Origin of the sequence: Labrys sp. 22185, from assembly GCF_052045555.1 — a bacterium.
GTDB classification, from domain to species: domain Bacteria; phylum Pseudomonadota; class Alphaproteobacteria; order Rhizobiales; family Labraceae; genus Labrys; species Labrys neptuniae.
In genome coordinates, this window is the sequence record NZ_JBQEPH010000002.1 from 554502 (window position 1) to 574012 (window position 19511).

Consider the following 19511-nt stretch of genomic DNA (forward strand, 5'->3'; position numbering starts at 1 on the left):
ACAGCCATATTCAGGCCGGGCCGCAGCGTCAATCTTGGCGCAAGCAAATGATCGATCGAGGACCTTCATGGCGCCGCTTCTGGACTATCTGACTGCAGCTCTCGTCACCCTGCTCGTGGTGGTCGATCCGCCCGGTCTCGGCCCGATCTTCCTGGGCGTCACGCGTGGCATGAACAAGGAGCAACAGCATTCGGTCGGCTGGCGGGCCAGCGTGATCGGATTCGGCGTGCTCGCCTTCTTCGCCATTGCCGGCGAACCCTTCCTCAGGCTGCTCGGCATCACCACTCCGGCCTTTCGCATCGCCGGCGGCTTGCTTCTGTTCGCCATCGCCTACGAAATGGTGTTCGACCGCTCCAACACCCGTAAGAGCGAGACCGCGGAGACAGCCATCACCAAGGACTTCATCTCCAATGTCGCCGCCTTCCCGCTGGCGATCCCGCTGATCGCCGGCCCCGGCGCCATCACCGCGGTGATGCTGCTCTCGGCCCAGGCCCATGGCGAGCCCGCCAAATTCGCCTCCCTGTTTCTCGTCATCGCCTTCGTCACGGCCTGCTGCTACGTCTCGTTCCGGCTCGCCGGGGTGATCAATAAGCTGCTCGGGATCACCGGCAATGTCGTGCTGACGCGGCTTCTCGGCATCGTGCTGTCGGCCCTGGCTGTGCAGTTCATCGTCGACGGGGTCAGAGCGATCGTGGCCGGATAGCGGGCCCGCAGCGCGTCCGGCTTCTTTTCCGTCACCGGGGCGGCGCGATGATCGCGCTTCCTGACGCGCCCGACAGCAAAACGCCGGCCACAGCACGTGACCGGCGCTTCGGATAGCCTGTCGATGGGCCTCGTACGATTTCAGAACGGGATGTCGTCATCCATGTCGGCCGAGGAGAACTTGCTCGAGCCGGCCGGCGCCGGGCGACGTTCCATCGGGCTCGACGAGCCGAAATCATTGCCCTGATAGTCCCGGCCGCCATCGCCTTGCCCGCCGCCACGCGAATCCAGGAGGGTCATCTCGCCGCGATAGCGCTGCAGCACGATCTCGGTGGAATATTTCTCCACGCCCGAGGCATCGTTGTATTTGCGGGTCTGGAGCTGGCCCTCGAGATAAACCTTGGAACCCTTCTTCAGATATTGCTCTGCGATGCGCGCCAGCCCTTCATTGAAGATGACCACGCTGTGCCACTCGGTCTTCTCCTTGCGCTCGCCGGTGGCCTTGTCACGCCAGCTCTCCGTCGTGGCGATACGCAAATTGACGACCGGTTCGCCCGAATTGAGCCGCCGCACTTCCGGATCGCGGCCGAGATTACCGACCAGAATGACCTTGTTCACCGAGCCCGACATCGAGGCTTCCTTCCTTCGCTTCACAGCCTGCCGGCCGAGCCGGCCCGCACGCCCCATGGCGCCGCGAGGGGCGCCTCCATCATTCCTGCTCTAGCATGCTCCCGGCGCCACACCCGCAAAGGAATTGGCTTCATGCACAACTAGTTTGTTCCACATTTGTTCACACAATGCAAGCACCCGACTTAACTATCCGCTTACCAAACCGCGCCAAAGGCCCTGCCATGTCGAACTTGGCCATTTCGCCTCGAATCATGTGGGAATCTGCCGTATCCGGCCAAGAAAACCTTGCCTTTGCCCGATAACTTGCCCAACAAGCAGGTCGAAAATCCGAGCCGCGCTTTCCGTCATCGCTCTTTCGCCACATTGGGCGTGCAGGGGAGCCGCACACTTCAATTCTTAGTTCCATACGAGGGCAGCAACATGGCAGGACCAGGACAACAGCGCGAAGCGAGCGACGGGGCCAACACGGTAGCGGCTCTGGGTTTGCGGCGCGCCGCTTTGCGCGGCATGCTCGCTTCCCCGATCATCGATGCCGACGACCAGAAGGGCCTGCGCGACGAACTCGTCGCCGAACTGCGCTCCATCGCCAATTCGATCTCCCGCGCTCCCGCCAAGAACGCGGTCGAGCTCTGCGCCAAGCTCGACGTGCTCGGTGAGGAATATCGTCCCGACGGCGACAGCGGTTCCATTCGCGAGCTGATCGCCTCGATCCGCCGCGACGTCGTCAGCCTGACCGGCCGCCCTGCGGCCCAGGAGCGCGCCTCCTTCCAGACGATCCGCCCGCTGCACAATGCGCGCGCCGCCGAAACGACCCAGCAGCCGGCTGCGGCCGAAGCAGCTGGCGAAGCCAAGGCTGACTAAGCCTTTCTTCGTCGCCGGAAACATCACCCCCGCGGAGCGATCCGCGGGGGTTTTTCTTTGGACTTCCGCCCCCCCCCCTCTGGAACTGCCGGGAGCAAGGCGCGTCCGATCGATTTCGCCTCGTGGCGCAACGCCTCGCCCCAAACGAAAGGGGCAGGCTCGCGCCTGCCCCTTCAACACACCGGCATCCGGACCGACAAGCGCCCTTATTGAGCGTTGTCGCCCTCGCCTTCGTCGTCGCTGCTGCCGCCTTCGTCGCCACCACCGGCACCGCCGCCGCTGCCGGCGCTGAGCACCTGGCCGTTGACGCTCACCGCCTTGGTCGCCGCGTCGAAATCGACATCCCAGACAGCCTTGCCGTCAGCACCGGTCTTGGCCAGTCCCTTGATCAGGGCGATGCCCATCAGGGCAGATTCCTTGTTGGGAACCTGCGCTGCGTTCACCGCCGCGATGATCTGGTCGAGATTGGTGGCAGAAATCGTCACCTTGCCCTTCTGGCTCGGCATGACGCTCATCTTGCCTTCAGCGCTCACGGCGCCGGCCGGGGCGGTGAAGGTGCTGGGCGCCAGGGTCACATGCGGCTGTCCGGCCATGAAGAGGGCCAGGAATTGCGGCGTCAGCTCGTTGGGGATCGGCGGATCCTTGCTCGCATCGAAATTCTCGATCGCCAGCTTGGTGATGGCCTCGAGATCGACGCCCTCGAACTTCACATCGATATTGCCCTGGCCCGGAACCAGCGGAGCCACCCAGCCTGGGATGACCGGAGACTGCGGCAGCACCAGCCCATCATATTTGATGTCGATGCCGTAGGAGGCATCCTTGACCGCACCGGTCATGCCGACGCCGTAGCTGAGGCTGCCAAGCTTGACCGGACCGACAGGCGTGTCGATGGTGACTTCATTCAGCTTGGTGGTGCCGGACAGGTTGTTCCACAGCGGCAGGGCTGCAGTCAGCTTCTGCTTGATCTCGGCCTGCTTGGCGATCAGTTCCTTGGGATCCTTGGAATTGGCGGCCATGCCAATGAATTCCAGCACCGTGGAAAGCTGGAAATTGTCGATCTTGCCATCGGTGGTCAGCGACTTGGCCGCGACCTTGATGGTCAGGGGCTTGGTCTTGCCGACGATGTTCTCGACGAAATCGGTGGCCGAACCGGTGGTGCTGACGTCGACGCCCCCACCGCTGCCGGCGGCTCCGGTCAGCTTGGAGGTGATCGCGCCCATGCTCGCGGTCACGGTGCTCTCCGCATCGTCCATGTCCATCGACATCGAGGCGCAGGTCGCTTCATAGCTCGAGAAGGTCGAGATCTTGGGATCGAACACGCCAGTCGACTTGCAAGGCGCCGTAACCTTCATCGCGAAAGGCTTGTCACCCTGGGTGCCGCTGAAATTGTAGTTGATCGGCGAATCGCTGGTCACCGCATAGGTGCCGTCCGAATTGGGCGTGGCCAGATAGGTGATCGGATCGAAGCTCGCAGTGACGCCGGCTCCCTTGAGCTGGGCTAGGGTGGAGCCGAGGTCGAGCTTCACGGCATAGGCGCTGCCCTGCGGGGTAATGGACAGGATGCCCTTCTCGAAAAGGCCGCTGCCGAGTGTCTTGGCGAGGCTGTCCTGCAGTTGCTTGGCGCCATCCGCCGATACGCCCTGCGCAAAGGCGGGAGCGCTCAGCAGCGTCGCGGCCAGCAGCGTGCTCCGAAAGGCCAGCCTGGCGGCAGGGCTGCGGCGTTTCATGCGAAGAAGTTGCATGGAGTTTCCTTCAGTGGGTGGTAAGCCGTTTCGCGGCGCACTCTTAACGCAGAATCAAGAGGTGCGCACGCCTGGGTCGATGAAAGAGCGGTGGACGTTCAGAGCCGGCTTCGGACCGGTACAGCAGCACTAGGCCCCGTCAGGATCGGAAACGAGGTGCCGAAACGCACATGACACATTCGATAGTCTCCGTGACGGGAGCGTTTATCACGCTGTGGGCGGATCATCCTGAGGCTGTTATGGATTATGGATGAAGCAGCGGACAGTTCCGCACGTCACAAACCTTCCTCGATACAGACAACGATGCGCGAGCGCTTCCGAGTAGCAAGGCGATTGCCACCACTCAAGGTGGCATCCTAGCACCTCCGCTCAATCGATACATGACAAGAGGTCAAAAAAACGGCGAGAACCGCGATTGCCAGCAAGAAACGTTTACGGTTTCGCAGCATTATGCGATGAAAACAAAGGTGCCCTCGGTAATGGTTCGGTGTTAGACCTACATCGCTGCCGTCCGAAAAAATGGAAGCGACAATGACAATTCTGAAGATCCTCACCGCCGTTTTCGTCCTGGCCGGCCTGGCAGCCTGCGCCAGCGACTATGGTCAGGCCGACCGCCGTCCGGCTTACGTCGTCGGTCCGGATACGCCGTTCCCGCGCTGAGTCCTGCGCGCCGCCAAAAGGTACCTTGCCGACCATACGAGCGGCCAAGGTGCTTTTTGCCCGACGCTGCAAGGTCCGAGCGGCTTCCATCAGGTTTCGAACCTGCATGAACACCCTGCCGATCCGGTGGGGTTTTCTTTTGGGACGAGCAGCATCACGGCACGGTCTTACCGTAGGCAATCAAGTTGCTCGGCGGCGATGCCCCTCCTGATTCTTGCCCCCCGATCAAGGCCTCGCCTGCAAGACATGGGGTGGTGCCCCTCAAAGAAAAACCCGGCACGCATCGACGGCCGGGTATTCAGTTACATGACAATGAGTGCGCCGGTCAGAAGGGGGACTGCCGACCGCCGCACTTGAATTATCGGACAAGTCGGCGGGAAGCTGCAACCAGCAGGCACGGGCAGTACAGGGATTGTGGAACGACAACAAAGGACCGGCAGCGCGCGATCACCCAACGGCACCATACCAAGGTATGGATTGTTGGGAAGAGAGGCGGTCTCTACGATCCGAAGGCTTCTTTGGAAATGGAAGCTGGAGGCCCGGGTCTTTAATCAGACAGCCCCCCAGCCCTAAGCCGGGCCTCCTATTTTACCTCTCCCCAATCGAGCCAATCCGGTCAAGCCAGCGTGCCAATTCGTCGCTGGCTCCGGCCCGGTCGGGCGCCATTCACTCTCGACCGGGCCACTCCAAGAATGCCCGCGATGCGCAACGCGCCGGATCGAGACCGGATTCGGTTTGTCCGGGCAGATGGAGCAGAGAAACGACCGGACCTACCCCTCGACAACCTTTTCGGCAAAAGTCGACGCAAACGTCAGGGGCACAAACTTGTACCCTAAATCTTTTGACCGGAAGGGGGATGGCGGAGACGCAGGGATTCGAACCCTGGATACCCTTGTGGGGTATGCTCATTTAGCAAACGAGTGCCTTCAGCCTCTCGGCCACGTCTCCATTGCCACCCGGATAGACAATCCCGGTCTGGCAATCAAGGTAAAATCGCAACCGCCCCCAAGCTTTGTGACGGACACCGTCACGGACACGGCCCGGCGTCCGGCACGGCAGGGCATGGCGGGAGAACAAGCCGACCTTGGATGTCGCAGGCGATCTTGCGATGGGCGGGTTCGCGAGATTGCAAATCGCCTCGATGAAGCGCCTGGGACGAGCCAGCATTTCCACTGACACGCAGTTTGTTCTAGGAAGCGTCAAGGAGAGACAGCATGAACAGCACTGCCAAGTCCCAAGCCGCCATTCCCAGCTCCGCGATCACGCCCAGCCGAGATATCGAGCGCCTGCTCGAGATCATGGCGGCCTTGAGAACCCCCCGCACCGGCTGCCCCTGGGATCTCGAGCAGGATTTTGCCAGCATCGCCCCCTATACGATCGAAGAGGCCTATGAGGTGGCCGATGCCATCCAGCGTGGCGACATGGCCGATCTCACCGACGAGCTCGGCGACCTCCTGCTGCAGGTGGTTTTTCATGCCCAGATGGCGCGCGAAGAAGGTCTGTTCGATTTCGGCAGTGTCGTCGAGGCGATCACCACCAAGCTGATCCGCCGCCACCCGCATGTCTTCGGCGAGGCCAGGAACCTGCCGCCGGCTGAGGTGAAGAAACTCTGGGCTGAGATCAAGGCTCAGGAAAAAGCCGAACGCGCCCGCCGTCATCCCCCAGCCGGCCCGGAAAGCGCCCTCGAAGGCGTGCCTGCCGCCATGCCGGCGCTGACGCGAGCCGTCAAGCTTCAAGAGAAAGCGGGCAAGGTGGGCTTCGACTGGAACGACATCCGCATGGTGCTTGCCAAGGTACGCGAAGAAGCGGACGAGATCGAAGCCGCACTCGATGAAGGGGCCGACAAGGACGCACTGACGGCGGAAATCGGCGATCTGCTTTTCGCCGTCGCCAACATCGCCCGCCATGCCCATGTCGATGCCGAAGGCGCCCTGCGTGGTGCCAATGCCAAGTTCGAGAGGCGCTTTCACTTCATCGAAGCCCGCTTGAGCGAGAAGGGCACGACACCGGCCCAGTCGAGCCTGGACGAGATGGACGGCTTGTGGAACGAGGCCAAGCGAGCCGGGCTGTAACCCCCTCTCCTCCTTCCTTGAGCATCGCTTTCCCAGCGAGTTCGATGGCACCTTCAACCGTCGCACGGCCTCGCTGGCCGTGCGCGGCATTCCGTGCGACAACCCCGGACGCACCCGCTTCCTCGTCCCGCGTGATCCGCCATGTCGTCCAGCCTCCCCCCTGCCGATGCATCCGCCGCCCTCAGTGTGGAGGAACGGCGCGAGGCCATCGTCAATCTGGTGCGTCAGCACGGCTTCGTCGGCGTCGAAATGCTGGCCAGTCGATTCGGCGTCACCGTCCAGACCATCCGGCGTGATCTCAACGATCTGAGCGGCGAAGGACGGCTGGCCCGCTATCGCGGCGGCGGAGGCCTGCCTTCGAGCGTCGCCAATATCGACTACAGCGCTCGCCAGATCATGAACCAGGCGGAAAAGGAGCAGATCGCCAAGCTGGTGGCGCGTCACGTCCCCGATCACGCTTCCATCTTCATGAATATCGGCACCACCACGGAGGCCGTGGCCGCCGCGTTGATCCACCATCAGGATCTGCGGGTGATCACCAACAATCTCAACGTGGCGACGATTCTCTCGCGGCACACCGATTTCGAGATCACCATCACCGGCGGCTCCGTGCGCAACCGGGATGGCGGCGTGCTCGGCCCGGCCTGCGTGGACATGATCAGCCAGTTCCGCGTCGATATCGGCATCATCGGCATCAGCGGCATCGACAGCGACGGCACACTGCTCGATTTCGACTATGACGAGATTCGCGCCGCCCAGACCATCCTGCGCAACGCCCGCAAGACCTATCTCGTCACCGACCACACCAAGTTCCAGCGCAGACCCCTGCTGCGCATGGCGTCGATTACCGAAGTGAGCGCCGTCTTCGTCGACCAGACTCCCCCTCAGGCACTTGCCGAATTGCTGGCGAGCAGCGGCACGGAGCTTCACATCGCCAACCTCTGATTGCGCAACACCGCCTCGACGAGAATTGTGACACTGTTTGTCACCTAAAATTCGCCGCCACGTCATTTTCGAATCCCTGCATTCCGAAAATGACGCATTGAAGCGCAAGCGACATTCTACATCTATGCTCGGCTCATCTTTCTCGCCGCCCCGCAAAATCGCGTTACCATGGTACCTCGATTTGTAAAACCACTAAATAACCCCAGTGTTTTCGACGAACCGACGACCGATTCATTCATGTTGCAGCGCAACCTGGGCGCCTGCAATGTCGTTTCTGAATAAATCAACCTCGACCAAAAATGTTCGTTTCCATGGAAACGAAAGAAAAAACTTTCTGTTGCGAAAACAAGAAAGCGCGACAACATTGCCGCCGAAACAAGCGCCTTCATCAATGAAGGATCGAAATACAGGGAGACGGAACGCCATGGTCCACGCCACCTCGCCATGCTCGACCGCCGTCCCCGCCACTGCCCTGCCGCGGAGTGACACCCCATGAATCAACAGGCTTCCGCAAATGAGATTTTCGACGTCTTCGTGATCGGCGGGGGCGTCAATGGATGCGGCATTGCCAGGGACGCCGTTGGTCGTGGCTATTCTGTGTATCTGGCCGAGATGAACGATCTGGCCAGCGGCACGTCGTCCAAGGCTACCAAGCTGATCCATGGCGGCCTGCGCTATCTCGAATATTACGAGTTCCGCTTGGTGCGGGAAGCCCTCACCGAACGCGAAATCGTCTGGCGCAACGCACCCCATCTCGTCCACCCGCTGCGTTTCGTGCTGCCCTATTTCAAGGGCCTGCGGCCAGCCTGGATGCTGCGGATCGGCCTGTTCCTCTACGATTATATCGGCGGCCGCAAGAAGTTGCCGCCCACCCGGACGCTCGATCTGCGGCGCGACGAAGCCGGCAAATCGCTGAAGCCGATCTTCTCGAAAGCTTTCGAATATTCCGACTGCTGGGTGAACGATGCCCGCTTCGTGGCCCTCAATGCCCGCGATGCCGCCGACCGCGGCGCCATCGTCCGCACTCGTTGCAAGGTCGTCTCGGCGCGCCGCGACGCCGGCCTGTGGCACATCCGGCTGCGGGACCAGATCAATGGCACGGAGAACGAGGTCACGGCCCGTCTCCTCGTCAACGCCGCCGGTCCCTGGGTCGACACCGTGCTGGCGGATGTCGTCGCGCACAAGGAGCCGAACCAGGTGCGCCTGGTCCAGGGCAGCCACATCATCGTGCCCAAGCTCTTCGACCACGACCGCTGCTACATCTTCCAGAACCCGGACGGGCGCATCATCTTCGCCATTCCCTATGAAGATGAATTCACCCTGATCGGCACGACCGACCAGGACTACAAGGATGATCCGGCCAAGGTCGCGATCACGTCCGGCGAGACGGAGTATCTGTGCAAGGCGGCAAGCGAGTATTTCGCCAAGGAAATCAAGCCAGCCGACATCGTCTGGACCTATTCGGGCGTGCGGCCTCTCTATGACGATCACGCCACCGCCGCCCAGGCAGCCACCCGCGACTATGTCATCAAGGAAGAGTTGATCGACGGCGCGCCGCTGATCAACATCTTCGGCGGCAAGATCACCACCTATCGCCGCCTGTCGGAATCGATCCTCGAGCATATCGAGAAGACCTTGGGCGCCAAGGGGAAGCCCTGGACCGCCGATGCCCCCCTGCCGGGCGGTGACATGCCCAATGCCGATCTCGATGCCTTCATCCGCTCGCTGATGGCGCGCAAACCCTTCCTGTCCCCCGCCCTCGCCCGGCGCCTGGCCAAGGCTTACGGTACGCGCGCCTTCGAGTTCCTGGACAGTGCCAACGGCATGGCCGATCTCGGCCGGGATTTCGGCATGGGCCTCACCGCTGCCGAGATCGACTATCTCGTCGACCAGGAATGGGCCGTGACCGCCGAGGACATCCTCTGGCGCCGCTCCAAGCTCGGCCTGCATCTGCCGCCCGAGGCGGCCGGTGACATCTCCGCTTATCTCGCCGCCAGGCAGAAGGCGCCCGTTCCCCACTGAACTCGTTCCCAGATCCAACCGGACTGCAAGAACATATCGAGGAGGAAAGCATGACCAAATATGTCGGGTCCATCGACCAAGGCACGACCAGTACCCGCTTCATCATCTTCGACCGGCGCGGTGAAATCATCTCCGTCGACCAGAAGGAACACGAGCAGATCTATCCCAAGCCCGGCTGGGTCGAGCATGATCCCGCCGAGATCTGGCGTAACACCCAGAGCGTGATTGCCGGTGCGCTGAAGAAAAAGGGACTGACCACGGCCAACCTCACTTCGGTGGGCATCACCAACCAGCGCGAGACGGCGGTGCTGTGGAACCGCAAGACCGGCGCAGCCGTGCACAACGCCCTGGTCTGGATGGACACCCGCACCGACAAGCTCGTGGCCAAATTCGCCAAGGAAGGCGGCCAGGATCGCCTGCGCGCCAAGACCGGCCTGCCTCTGGCCACCTATTTCTCCGGCCTGAAGCTGCGCTGGCTGCTCGACAATGTTCCCGGCGCCCAGAAGGCAGCCGAGGCCGGTGACCTTCTCTTCGGCAATCTCGACACCTGGCTGGTGTGGAACCTGACCGGCGGTACCAAGGGCGGCCTGCACCTGACCGACGTCACCAACGCCTCGCGTACCCAGATGATGGACCTGGAGACGCTGGACTGGGATGCCGACATTCTCAACCTGTTCGATATTCCGCGCGCCTGCCTGCCGCAGATCCGCTCTTCCAGCGAAGTCTATGGTACCTGCACGGGCGTGCTGGCTGACGTTCCGGTGGCCGGTATTCTCGGCGACCAGCAGGCAGCCCTGTTCGGCCAGGCCTGCCTGCAGCCGGGCGAAGCCAAGAACACCTACGGCACCGGTTGCTTCATGCTGATGAACACCGGCGACAAGCCCTTCCACTCCACGGCCGGCCTGCTGACCACGCTCGGCTACAAGCTCGGCGACAACAAACCCATCTACGCCCTGGAAGGCTCGATCGCCATTGCCGGCGCGCTGGTGCAATGGCTGCGCGACAACCTCAATCTGGTGAAGACCGCGCCGGAGATCGAGGCCCTCGCCAATACCGTGAAGGACAATGGCGACGTCTATTTCGTGCCGGCCTTCTCCGGCCTCTACGCGCCGCACTGGAAGGAAAGCGCCCGCGGCGTGATCGCCGGCCTGACGCGCTTCGCCAACAAGGGCCACATCGCGCGTGCCGCCCTGGAGGCGACCGCCTATCAGACCCGCGAAGTGCTCGATGCCATGACCAAGGATTCGGGCGTGCAGATCAAGGAATTGCGGACCGACGGCGGCATGGTCGTCAACGAGCTGCTGATGCAGTTCCAGTCCGACATCCTCAACGTTCCCGTGGTGCGCCCCAAGGTCATCGAGACCACCGCCCTTGGCTCGGCCTACGCGGCCGGCCTGGCGACGGGCTACTGGAACTCCACCAAGGACATCTCGGAAAACTGGGGCGTCGACAAGCGCTGGCACCCGATGATGAAGGAAGAGCAGCGCAGCAAGCTCTTCAGCGCCTGGAACAAGGCCGTCAGCCGCTCGCTCGACTGGGCCGTCTGACCATCACGAACCAAGCAGGGCCGCACCCGGGGGGTGACGGCCCCACAACACAGGGAAGAAAAACATGGCAGTTGGGTTTGTTGGTGAGCTGATGGGCACGGCCACGCTCATCCTGTTCGGGGACGGTGTCGTGGCCAACGTATTGCTGGCCAAGAACAAGGGCCAGAATTCGGGCTGGATCGTCATCACCGCCGGCTGGGCTTTCGCGGTGCTCTGCGGCGTGCTCGTCGCCGTCGCAGCGGGTGCCCCGGGTCATCTCAATCCGGCGGTGACCCTGGCCTTTGCGACCGCGACCGGCGATTGGAGCAATGTCGTCCCGTTCATCGCGGCCCAGTTCATCGGCGCCTTCATCGGAGCCATCCTGGTGTGGCTCGCGCATCTGCTGCACTGGGGTGAAACCGAAGACCAGGGCCTCAAGCTCGCGGTGTTCTGCACCGGCCCCGCCATCCGCAACTACGGCGCCAATCTCGTGACGGAAATCATCGGCGGCTTCGCCCTGCTCTTCGTCGTCGCCGCCATCGGTTCGAAGGGCGTGGCGACGCCGGGCTATCTCGCGCCTTTCATCGTCGGCATGGTGGTCTGGGGCATCGGCGTCTCGCTCGGTGGTCCCACCGGCTATGCCATCAATCCTGCCCGTGACCTCGGCCCGCGCATTGCTCACGCCGTGCTGCCGATCGCCGGCAAGGGCGGTTCGGACTGGGGCTATTCCTGGGTGCCGGTCGTCGGCCCGGTGATCGGCGGCATCGTCGCCCTCATGCTGGCCAAAGCGACGGGCATGATGTAACGGGCATGCCCGCAAGAGACCAAGATACCCCACTCTTGAAAATGGCCGGCTCGTCCGGCCATTTTTATTGCTGTTACCGCCGTTGTCGCGTCGAGCCCGACGTGACAGTTATACCAATGGTCATGAGCCGGCCCGTCGGATTGTTTTCGGAGCAAGACAGCGATGAAACGCATCCTGATCACCGGCATGTCCGGAACCGGCAAGACGTCCGTGATCCGCGAATTGCTCGCCCGTGGCCACCAAGCCCATGACCTCGATACGCCGGAATGGTCGCATTGGGTTCCGGCCGCCCCGGGAGATAACCTGACACCCGGCCAGGGCGAGGACTGGGTCTGGCAACTCGACAAGGTCGAGGGCCTGCTGTCGCGATCACCCCCCGGGCCTTTCTTCGTCAGCGGCTGTGCCGAGAATATGGCTGAGGTCTTTCCCTTGATCGACGCCATCGTCCTGCTCTCCGCTCCCCTTCCCACCATCATGGCGCGGCTCGCCGCCCGAACGGGTTGGGGCTATGGCCATGCCGAGGAAGAGCGTCGCAAGGTCGCCGAACTGATCATGGCGGTCGAGCCGCTCCTGCGCCGTTCGGCCGATTTCGAGATCGACACCCGTCAACCGGTGCAAGCAACCGTCGACGCGCTATTTCGGTTTATCGGATCTCGCTGACGTCTGTGCTGCCATCCGCGATAACGGCGCCATCACGCCCATCCCCGTACCGTGGAGAAACGATCGCATGCGGGGGGCTGCCATGTCACGTATGGGCGTTGTCAGGACGGAGCGATCAGGCGCGCGGCATGCCGGGAGCCGAGCAAGCCTGTGCGCCGTCGTTTTCGGCCTTGCGATGGCTGCAGGAGCGGCCGAAGCCGCACCGGCCATCCAGTGGGAAGTTGCCAATCGCTTTCCCCTGTTTCGCAATGAGGACCATTTCCGTGCCCTCGCCGGCCTCTACGCCGGCCTGCCCTTGGCCGATCGCCAGAACCAGCCCGTGATGGCGCTCGAGGTCGAGCTGGAAAAGCGCGCCGATGCCAGGCAACTCGGCAAGGCTTTCGGCGATCCCGCGACGATCTGGCGTTTCGGCTGGGCCTCGGCCCTTGCCCGCAGCACTTGCTTCAGCGCCACCAATCGCGGGCATTGGGGCTGCAAGCTGGCCAATGGCGAGGACTATGTCGGCGCCCGCAAGAGCGACATCCTCGCAAGCATCACCGAAGCCCCTGCGGGTCGCCAGTGCCAATGGCTGGTCAATGGCTCGGTGGCCGCTACGGCAGCTTGCGACACCGCGCAGATACGCCTGACCGACATCCCCATCGGCACCGCCTTCACCCTGTCCGTCAAGGCTGACGGCTCGGCCCTGGCCGAAGCGCCGGACCAGACGATCCGACCGATCACCATCCTCGGCATGGGTGATTCCTTCGCCTCCGGCGAGGGGAACCCCGACAAGGCCGCGGTGCTCGGCACCGACGTCAACAATTTCCAGGAATCGTCGCATCTGCCGGGTGAATCGGGATGGCGTGGCAGGCTGCGCCTCTACCCCCTCCGCTACAAGCACAATTTCGACAAGAGCTTCGGGATCGGTGCCCTGTGGATCAACCAGCAATGCCATCGCTCGCTCTATTCGCACCAGCTCAAGGCGGCCCTGGCGCTCGCACTGGAAGCGCCACATGCGAGCGTGACCTATCTGGGCTATGGCTGCACCGGCGCCGAAGTCTTCGAGGGCCTGCTCGGCTACTGGGTCGCCCGCGACGACGTCCCCAAGGACAGGCCGGGCAAAGCCGGGCAGTACGATGCCTCACCGCAGGTCATGCGGGCCTTGCGTGACCTCTGTCCCCTGCCCCTCACGGGCTATAATCGCTTCTCGCCGCCGGCGCATTTTTCCTGGGACATAGATCTCAAGCGCTGCGCTGCCTTCAAGCGCAAACCCGACATCCTCCTGCTCAGCATCGGCGGGAACGATATCGGCTTTTCCCGGGTCATAGCCGGCGAGGCCCTGGCCGCCAGCAGCAATTTCCTGTCGCTTCGACGAACCGCCGAAAGGCTTTGGATCAAGGGGGCTGGTCCCATCACCTTTCAGGATGCCACGGCAGCGGAGAGTTCGCTGGCCGAGCGCTATCGCGTCCTGGCCCAGGCCTTCGAACGGCTCCTGGGCCTGACGGCCTCCCAGGTCATCCAGACCGGCTACCCGCAAATGCTGCACACGGGTAGCGGCACCTGTCCGCATGCCCCCAGCGGCGAAGCCGGAACGGCCGGAATGGATCTTCACGAGATCTTCCGGATCAACAAGCCGACCACGGGCCCGGAATCGGTCACCTTCGTCGACGGTCTCAACGCCAAGATCCCGACCCTGGTCGGATGGCAGGTGGTCAGCGACTTCGCTGCAGCCTTCAAGGGCCACGCCTTGTGTCAGCCTGGCATGGCGGACGGCAGCAATGCCCCGGACGGGCTTCGCTTTCCGATCAGCAATCCAACCGGACAACGCTGGACGCCGTTTTCGCCGCCGGCCTGGCAGGCCTATCGCCCGCGGCAACGCTGGTTTGTCACACCGAACGATGCCTTTCTTGCCGCCAATACCATGCGTACGCTGGCGGGCAGTGGCGGCGATCCGCACATGAACGGTCGCGCCCAGCCAGTGCTGGCCGCCACCCTCAGCGGCTCCTTCCATCCCAATGCGCTTGGTCAGGCGGCCATGGGGGACGGGGTACTGAAGGCTCTGCGCCAGAAGCTGGGATTGCCCGCACCCACCGCCCCGGCGCCGTAGCGACCGCCCGTGCCGAAAGGGCAATCTCGAACGGGCCCCAAGATTAACCATGTCGCGAGAATGCCGGCCGCCTGGTGATCTCCCCGAAGATCAGGAAAAACGCTCGTTTTCCTCTCGATCGACGTCATTTCGATCAGTAAAACGACCTTGAACACTATCAGAGCGAATCGCAATTAATATATTGGGCCAAATCTTGTCTGACTGGGCCTTGCTTCCGTCCGATTCAAGACCAAAAGTTAATTTTCAGTAAATGAGCCATTCATCGTAGCGTAGCGTAAGGATGCTCAACCATGAAGAGACTTCCGGGTCTGATCCTGATCACCGGCCTTGCCGTCAGCACGGCCTCCTGCAGTTCGAGCCCGGCCGGGCGAGCCTTCAACGGCGCCCTGATCGGCGGCACTAGCGGCGCCATCGTCGGCAGTCTCGTCGCTCGCCAGCCGACCACCGGCGCGCTGGTCGGTGGTGCCATCGGAGCAACCACGGGCGCTGTCGTCGGTCTCGTCACGACGCCGGAGCCCGCCCGAACCAGTTGGTTCTGAAGCCCAGCGCTCCAAGTCCCAAGGAAGCAGGGTCCGTTGCGCCAGACGGACAGCCAGGGCAACGCCGACTGGCACCAGTTCGCCTCTCGATTTGACGCTCGACCCCGCCGAGCGCCATAGTCGTGCTGTCGTCGCACGCCGTGTGGAGGGCCTTCGATGTCGAGACCGGTCACGGGTTCGGCGGGAGTCATCATTCTGACGATCTGCCTGGCTCTACCGGCGCTCTCGTCGGAGCTGGCGCCGTGGCCCCCTCGCGATCCCGGACAGCCCGAAGCGAACGTCGCCATGACGAGGGGCTGGATCACCACCTTGCGAGAAATCCGTGACTTTGCCAGCCTGCAGAAGGCGGCCGGCTCCGGCGGCAAGCTTCTTGCCGTCGAAACCGATCTGGAAACACCCCGGGCAATCTATGGCTGGAAGGGACTGGACGGCCGCGGGCAGATGAAGGTCTTTCTCTATCGCAACGGAGATTTCGGTATCACCGCCACGCCTGCAGACGGGGCGGGTGACATCATCATGAACAACTCGGGGGCCTTCGTCTGCCCTTCCTGCTCGCCGCCGATCGATGCCTGCGGCCGGCGTCCCTCATGGGTGTCGCACAGCGTGCATTGGGATGGATCCGATTGCCATTGCACTATCACCGGTCCACAGACATTGCGGCCTGGCCCATGTTGAAGGCAGGTTCGGACTAGGCAAAACCCGCAACCAGTATGAGCTCCCGGCTACCCGCCTCTACGGGCTGACGATCCCAATCGCCGTACCAGATCTGGCGAGAAAATCCGGCCTTCTCGGCAAGGGCAGAAATCGTCGCCTGGGACGCGAAGCGCAAGGTGCTGCGGCTGGAGACTTCCGTTCCATCATCGAAGCGATAGATGGAACGAAAAGATACCAGCTCGCCCTGTTTCTCGATATCGACATGCGCCGTTTCGGTGGCCCCCGCCACGGAACTCCCCACCAGCGGCTTCGCCCATTCTTCCCAGATCCGCGCGTCGGGATTGCGCGTCTCGAACGCGAAGCGCCCGCCCGGCGACAGCCTTTGTTTCACGGCCCGCAGGAAGGCCAGCGTGGTCTCGTCGTCGAGCAGAACCTGGAACGCGTGCCCGGTCATCACGGCGAGGTCGAAACTTCCCTGGACCTCTCCGACCAGTCCGTGAACCCACCGCACCAGTTGCCCCTGCGGACGCGACCGTGCCACGTCCAGCATGGCTGCGGCCGGGTCGACAGCGGTGACTGCATGCCCCTGCCGGGCAAAGGCTGTCGCCATCATCCCGGTTCCGCATCCGATATCGAGGATGGCGAGCGCCGGTCTACCTGCCAAGGCGAGGTAGAAGTCGCTGTCCGGTCCCCAAGGGTTCTGCATGTCGTAGAGAGCCGCCAGGCGCGGATCAGTGTAATGCGCGCTCAGCTCACTCAACGGCGGCGATTCCGAACCGCCGCCTGACCTGGTCGGCGCGTTCCGGTGCCACGCGAACGGAGACATGGGTGACGCCATCCTCGTCGGTCTCGCGGGCCAGCACGTCGGTATTGGCATGCAGCCAGGCAAGGCCTGCTCCATCCGCGGGAGGGATGTCGATGGCGAGCGTCAGTCGTCCGGCGGCAACAACCGCCTCGACCCGGTCGAGCAGCGCCGGCAACCCTTCCCCGGTCACGGCCGAGACCACCACGGGCCGATTCCCGCCTTCTCGCCGGGAGGCCGTCAGCAGCGCCTCGCGCGCCGGTTCTTCGATGAGATCGACCTTGTTCCAGACCTCGATCACCGTCTGCCTGGTCCCCTCCTCGATGCCGAGGCTGTGCAGGATGGAGCGCACATCGCCCGCCTGGGCTTCGGTATCGCCATGGGAGATGTCGCGCACATGCAGGATGACATCCGCCTCCAGCACCTCTTCCAGCGTGGCGCGGAAGGCCGCCACCAGCATGGTCGGCAATTCGGAGATGAACCCCACCGTATCGGACAGGATAGCCTTGGTGCCATGCGGCAGCTTGAGTGCCCGTAGCGTCGGATCCAGCGTGGCGAACAGCATGTCCTCGGCCAGCACCTCGGCGCGGGTCAGCCGGTTGAACAGGGTCGACTTGCCGGCATTGGTATAGCCGACGAGCGCCACGATCGGATAAGGCACCTTGCGCCGGCTGATGCGATGCAGGGAACGGGTGCGTTTCACCTGCTCGAGCTCGCGCTCCAGCTTCACGATGCGATCCTGCAGCAGGCGCCTGTCGGATTCGATCTGGGTTTCACCCGGACCGCCGAGGAAGCCGCCGCCGCCGCGCTGGCGTTCGAGATGGGTCCAGGACCGAACCAGGCGACCCTTCTGATAGTTGAGATGGGCGAGCTCGACCTGCAGCGTACCTTCCTTGGTGCGCGCGCGCCGGCCGAAGATTTCGAGGATGAGGCCGGTGCGGTCGATCACCTTGGCGCCCCAGGCCTTTTCCAGATTGCGCTGCTGCACGGGCGACAGGGCGCAATCCATCAGCACGAGGGTGATATCCTCAGCCTCGACGACCACCTTGATCTCCTCGACCTTGCCTTTGCCGATATAGGTCGAGGGCCTGATTTCGCCGAGCGCGACCACGACGGCACCGACCACATTGAGATCGATGGCGCCGGCAAGGCCGACGGCCTCTTCGAGCTTGGCTTCGGGTGATCGCACGAGGTCGTTCTCGCTCCGGCGCGACAGCACCGGGGCGACGACATAAGTTCTTGTGCCGGAAGCAACTTCCAGCTCATGCGCATCGATGCGATGCGCCGGATCCTTGAGAGTATTTGCTGTCAAACGTCAACTTTCGGGCGGGGTTGCCCCCGCCACCGCCGGTACGGCAAGAATCAAAGCTTGTCCGCGCCCTCGATCTCACCGCCTTCGAAGAGTTGGACGGGATGGCCCGGCATGATCGTCGAAATCGCGTGCTTGTAGACCAGCTGGGAATGACCGTCGCGGCGCAAAAGCACGCAAAAATTGTCAAACCAGGTCACAACGCCTTGCAACTTCACACCATTCACCAGGAAGATCGTGAGCGGGATCTTGTTCTTGCGGACATTGTTGAGAAACGTGTCCTGTAGATTTTGGGTGCGCTCCGCCGCCATAATACCCCCGAAACTCCTTGACCGCGGTTGGTCCGCGGACATTCACAAGCAAAATCAGCCAACGCTGACGCGCCTGCCTTTCATGCAATCATCCTACATAGTCGACGGGGATGCTGCGTCGCGCAAGCAAAAGTTTGCAATCGCCACGCGTCATTCCGCCCAATCTGTCGGAATGATCGCAGATGGGCCCCAAGCCATCATCTGTCAAGCAACAATGGTATACCATAAACTAAAGTGAACGCTCGGCCACCTCATGGAACCGTGCGCGCAAACGCGTGGTGAGAGCCCCCGGCTTACCGTCACCGATCACCGTATCGTCAATACGCACGACCGGCATGATCAATGCCGTCGCCGCGGTCACGAAGGCTTCCTTCGCGGCCTTGGCTTCCGCCAGCGTGAAGGGCCGTTCGCTGATCAGCAGATTATCGCGCCGGGCGAGGTCCAACAGCGTGGTTCGGGTCACGCCCCGCAGAATGCCGCTCTCGGCCGGGCGGGTCAGCAGCGTATTTTCGCGGGTGATGATCCAGGCATTGCTGGCCGCCCCCTCGGTGACATAGCCGTCCTTGTCGACGAACCAGGCCTCCTTGGCGCCGCGCTCCTTGGCCCGTTGCCGTGCCAGCGCATTGGGCAAAAGGCCCGTGGACTTGATGTCGACCCGTTCCCAGCGATTATCCGGCAGGCTGATTACCGAAATGCCGTTGGCAGCACCCGCCTCGGCCTTGCTGCGGTCGACGGAGCGGGCGGTCACCACCAAAGTAGGCGGCGTATCAGCCGCCGGAAACACGAAATCGCGTCTGGCCGCTCCGCGCGTGACCTGGAGATAGACCAAGCCATCGCGGACACGGTTGCGCCGGACGGTCTCGCGCAGGATCACCTTGAGCGCCCCCTCCCCGACAGGCATGCCGATGCCCAGCTCCGAGAGGGACCGCTTGAGCCGGGCAAGATGCCGGGTCTCGTCGATGAGCCGGCCGCCGAAAACCTCGCAGACCTCATAGACCCCGTCGGCAAACTGGAAGCCACGATCCTCGACATGCACGCAGGCGTCGCGCAGCGGCACATAGACCCCGTTCACATAGGCGGTGCGGCTCATGGTGGCCTCAGGCAAGCTTCGACCGGGACTGGGCGGCAAGGGCTACCGCCAAGACTCGGCCAAGATTTGGCAACCCAGACGGTGTGCCGCAGATT

The 19511-nt window shown here is 62.9% G+C and carries 19 protein-coding genes and 1 tRNA gene; 12 read left to right on the top strand and 8 right to left on the bottom strand.

What is annotated here, in order from left to right; translation table 11 throughout:
* Window positions 1-67 precede the first annotated feature (67 nt).
* A complete protein-coding gene (locus ACTJKX_RS07200; RefSeq protein ID WP_440724839.1) occupies window positions 68-703 on the top strand; it encodes a MarC family protein in 636 nt (211 codons plus the stop codon).
* Window positions 704-843: 140 nt separating this feature from the next.
* Here the strand turns inward: ACTJKX_RS07200 and ssb are convergent, their stop codons facing one another.
* On the bottom strand, window positions 844-1332 hold the full coding sequence (gene ssb, locus ACTJKX_RS07205; RefSeq protein ID WP_068290831.1) for a single-stranded DNA-binding protein: 489 nt from the start codon (window positions 1330-1332) through the stop codon (window positions 844-846).
* Window positions 1333-1752: 420 nt separating this feature from the next.
* Between ssb and ACTJKX_RS07210 the strand changes: the two genes are divergently transcribed.
* Window positions 1753-2193, top strand: coding sequence for a hypothetical protein (locus ACTJKX_RS07210; protein WP_311938128.1), 441 nt, complete (start codon window positions 1753-1755; stop codon window positions 2191-2193).
* A 206-nt stretch (window positions 2194-2399) separates the two neighbouring features.
* Here the strand turns inward: ACTJKX_RS07210 and ACTJKX_RS07215 are convergent, their stop codons facing one another.
* On the bottom strand, window positions 2400-3935 hold the full coding sequence (locus ACTJKX_RS07215; protein ID WP_440724840.1) for a hypothetical protein: 1536 nt from the start codon (window positions 3933-3935) through the stop codon (window positions 2400-2402).
* 531 nt (window positions 3936-4466) lie between these two features.
* Between ACTJKX_RS07215 and ACTJKX_RS07220 the strand changes: the two genes are divergently transcribed.
* The gene (locus tag ACTJKX_RS07220) at window positions 4467-4595 is read left to right on the top strand and encodes a YgdI/YgdR family lipoprotein (protein ID WP_245197435.1); all 129 of its coding nucleotides are present in this window, start codon (window positions 4467-4469) and stop codon (window positions 4593-4595) included.
* Between the two features lie 857 nt (window positions 4596-5452).
* Here ACTJKX_RS07220 and ACTJKX_RS07225 read toward each other — a convergent pair.
* Window positions 5453-5543: transfer RNA gene (locus tag ACTJKX_RS07225), tRNA-Ser, on the bottom strand.
* A gap of 311 nt (window positions 5544-5854) precedes the next feature.
* Between ACTJKX_RS07225 and mazG the strand changes: the two genes are divergently transcribed.
* Window positions 5855-6667 (top strand): nucleoside triphosphate pyrophosphohydrolase, encoded by an 813-nt coding sequence (gene mazG / locus ACTJKX_RS07230; RefSeq protein WP_367623414.1) that lies wholly within the window; start codon window positions 5855-5857, stop codon window positions 6665-6667.
* Window positions 6668-6808: 141 nt separating this feature from the next.
* Window positions 6809-7612 (top strand): DeoR/GlpR family DNA-binding transcription regulator, encoded by an 804-nt coding sequence (locus tag ACTJKX_RS07235; RefSeq protein ID WP_311938122.1) that lies wholly within the window; start codon window positions 6809-6811, stop codon window positions 7610-7612.
* A gap of 231 nt (window positions 7613-7843) precedes the next feature.
* On the opposite strand, the gene ACTJKX_RS07240 is transcribed toward ACTJKX_RS07235, so the two are convergent.
* Complete coding sequence (locus ACTJKX_RS07240; protein WP_440724841.1) at window positions 7844-8038, bottom strand: hypothetical protein; 195 nt, start codon at window positions 8036-8038, stop codon at window positions 7844-7846.
* 66 nt (window positions 8039-8104) lie between these two features.
* Between ACTJKX_RS07240 and glpD the strand changes: the two genes are divergently transcribed.
* The 7 genes from glpD to ACTJKX_RS07275 all read left to right on the top strand — a co-directional run bounded on the left by glpD (window position 8105) and on the right by ACTJKX_RS07275 (window position 15925).
* Entirely contained in the window at window positions 8105-9634 is a 1530-nt protein-coding gene (gene glpD / locus ACTJKX_RS07245) for a glycerol-3-phosphate dehydrogenase (protein ID WP_440724842.1), read from the top strand.
* A gap of 50 nt (window positions 9635-9684) precedes the next feature.
* The gene (gene glpK, locus ACTJKX_RS07250; RefSeq protein WP_440724843.1) at window positions 9685-11181 is read left to right on the top strand and encodes a glycerol kinase GlpK; all 1497 of its coding nucleotides are present in this window, start codon (window positions 9685-9687) and stop codon (window positions 11179-11181) included.
* A 64-nt stretch (window positions 11182-11245) separates the two neighbouring features.
* Window positions 11246-11965, top strand: coding sequence for an MIP/aquaporin family protein (locus ACTJKX_RS07255; protein WP_311938115.1), 720 nt, complete (start codon window positions 11246-11248; stop codon window positions 11963-11965).
* Between the two features lie 162 nt (window positions 11966-12127).
* Window positions 12128-12625, top strand: coding sequence for an AAA family ATPase (locus tag ACTJKX_RS07260; RefSeq protein WP_440724844.1), 498 nt, complete (start codon window positions 12128-12130; stop codon window positions 12623-12625).
* An 82-nt stretch (window positions 12626-12707) separates the two neighbouring features.
* Window positions 12708-14711, top strand: a complete 2004-nt coding sequence (locus ACTJKX_RS07265) for a hypothetical protein (protein WP_440724845.1) — start codon at window positions 12708-12710, stop codon at window positions 14709-14711.
* 290 nt (window positions 14712-15001) lie between these two features.
* Complete coding sequence (locus tag ACTJKX_RS07270; RefSeq protein WP_105862915.1) at window positions 15002-15250, top strand: YMGG-like glycine zipper-containing protein; 249 nt, start codon at window positions 15002-15004, stop codon at window positions 15248-15250.
* A 156-nt stretch (window positions 15251-15406) separates the two neighbouring features.
* Window positions 15407-15925 carry a hypothetical protein gene (locus ACTJKX_RS07275; RefSeq protein WP_440724846.1) on the top strand — a complete coding sequence of 173 codons (519 nt, stop codon included), beginning with the start codon at window positions 15407-15409 and terminating at the stop codon, window positions 15923-15925.
* Between the two features lie 13 nt (window positions 15926-15938).
* Here ACTJKX_RS07275 and ACTJKX_RS07280 read toward each other — a convergent pair whose 3' ends face one another.
* From ACTJKX_RS07280 to ACTJKX_RS07295, 4 genes are all read right to left on the bottom strand, one after another.
* Complete coding sequence (locus ACTJKX_RS07280) at window positions 15939-16664, bottom strand: class I SAM-dependent methyltransferase (RefSeq protein ID WP_440724847.1); 726 nt, start codon at window positions 16662-16664, stop codon at window positions 15939-15941.
* Window positions 16657-18018, bottom strand: coding sequence for a GTPase HflX (gene hflX, locus ACTJKX_RS07285; RefSeq protein ID WP_440724848.1), 1362 nt, complete (start codon window positions 18016-18018; stop codon window positions 16657-16659). The genes ACTJKX_RS07280 and hflX overlap by 8 nt, the downstream gene beginning before the upstream one ends.
* 50 nt (window positions 18019-18068) lie before the next feature.
* The gene (hfq, locus tag ACTJKX_RS07290) at window positions 18069-18326 is read right to left on the bottom strand and encodes an RNA chaperone Hfq (protein WP_068290859.1); all 258 of its coding nucleotides are present in this window, start codon (window positions 18324-18326) and stop codon (window positions 18069-18071) included.
* Window positions 18327-18555: 229 nt separating this feature from the next.
* Window positions 18556-19416, bottom strand: coding sequence for a D-amino-acid transaminase (locus ACTJKX_RS07295; RefSeq protein ID WP_394309255.1), 861 nt, complete (start codon window positions 19414-19416; stop codon window positions 18556-18558).
* Between the last annotated feature and the right edge of the window lie 95 nt (window positions 19417-19511).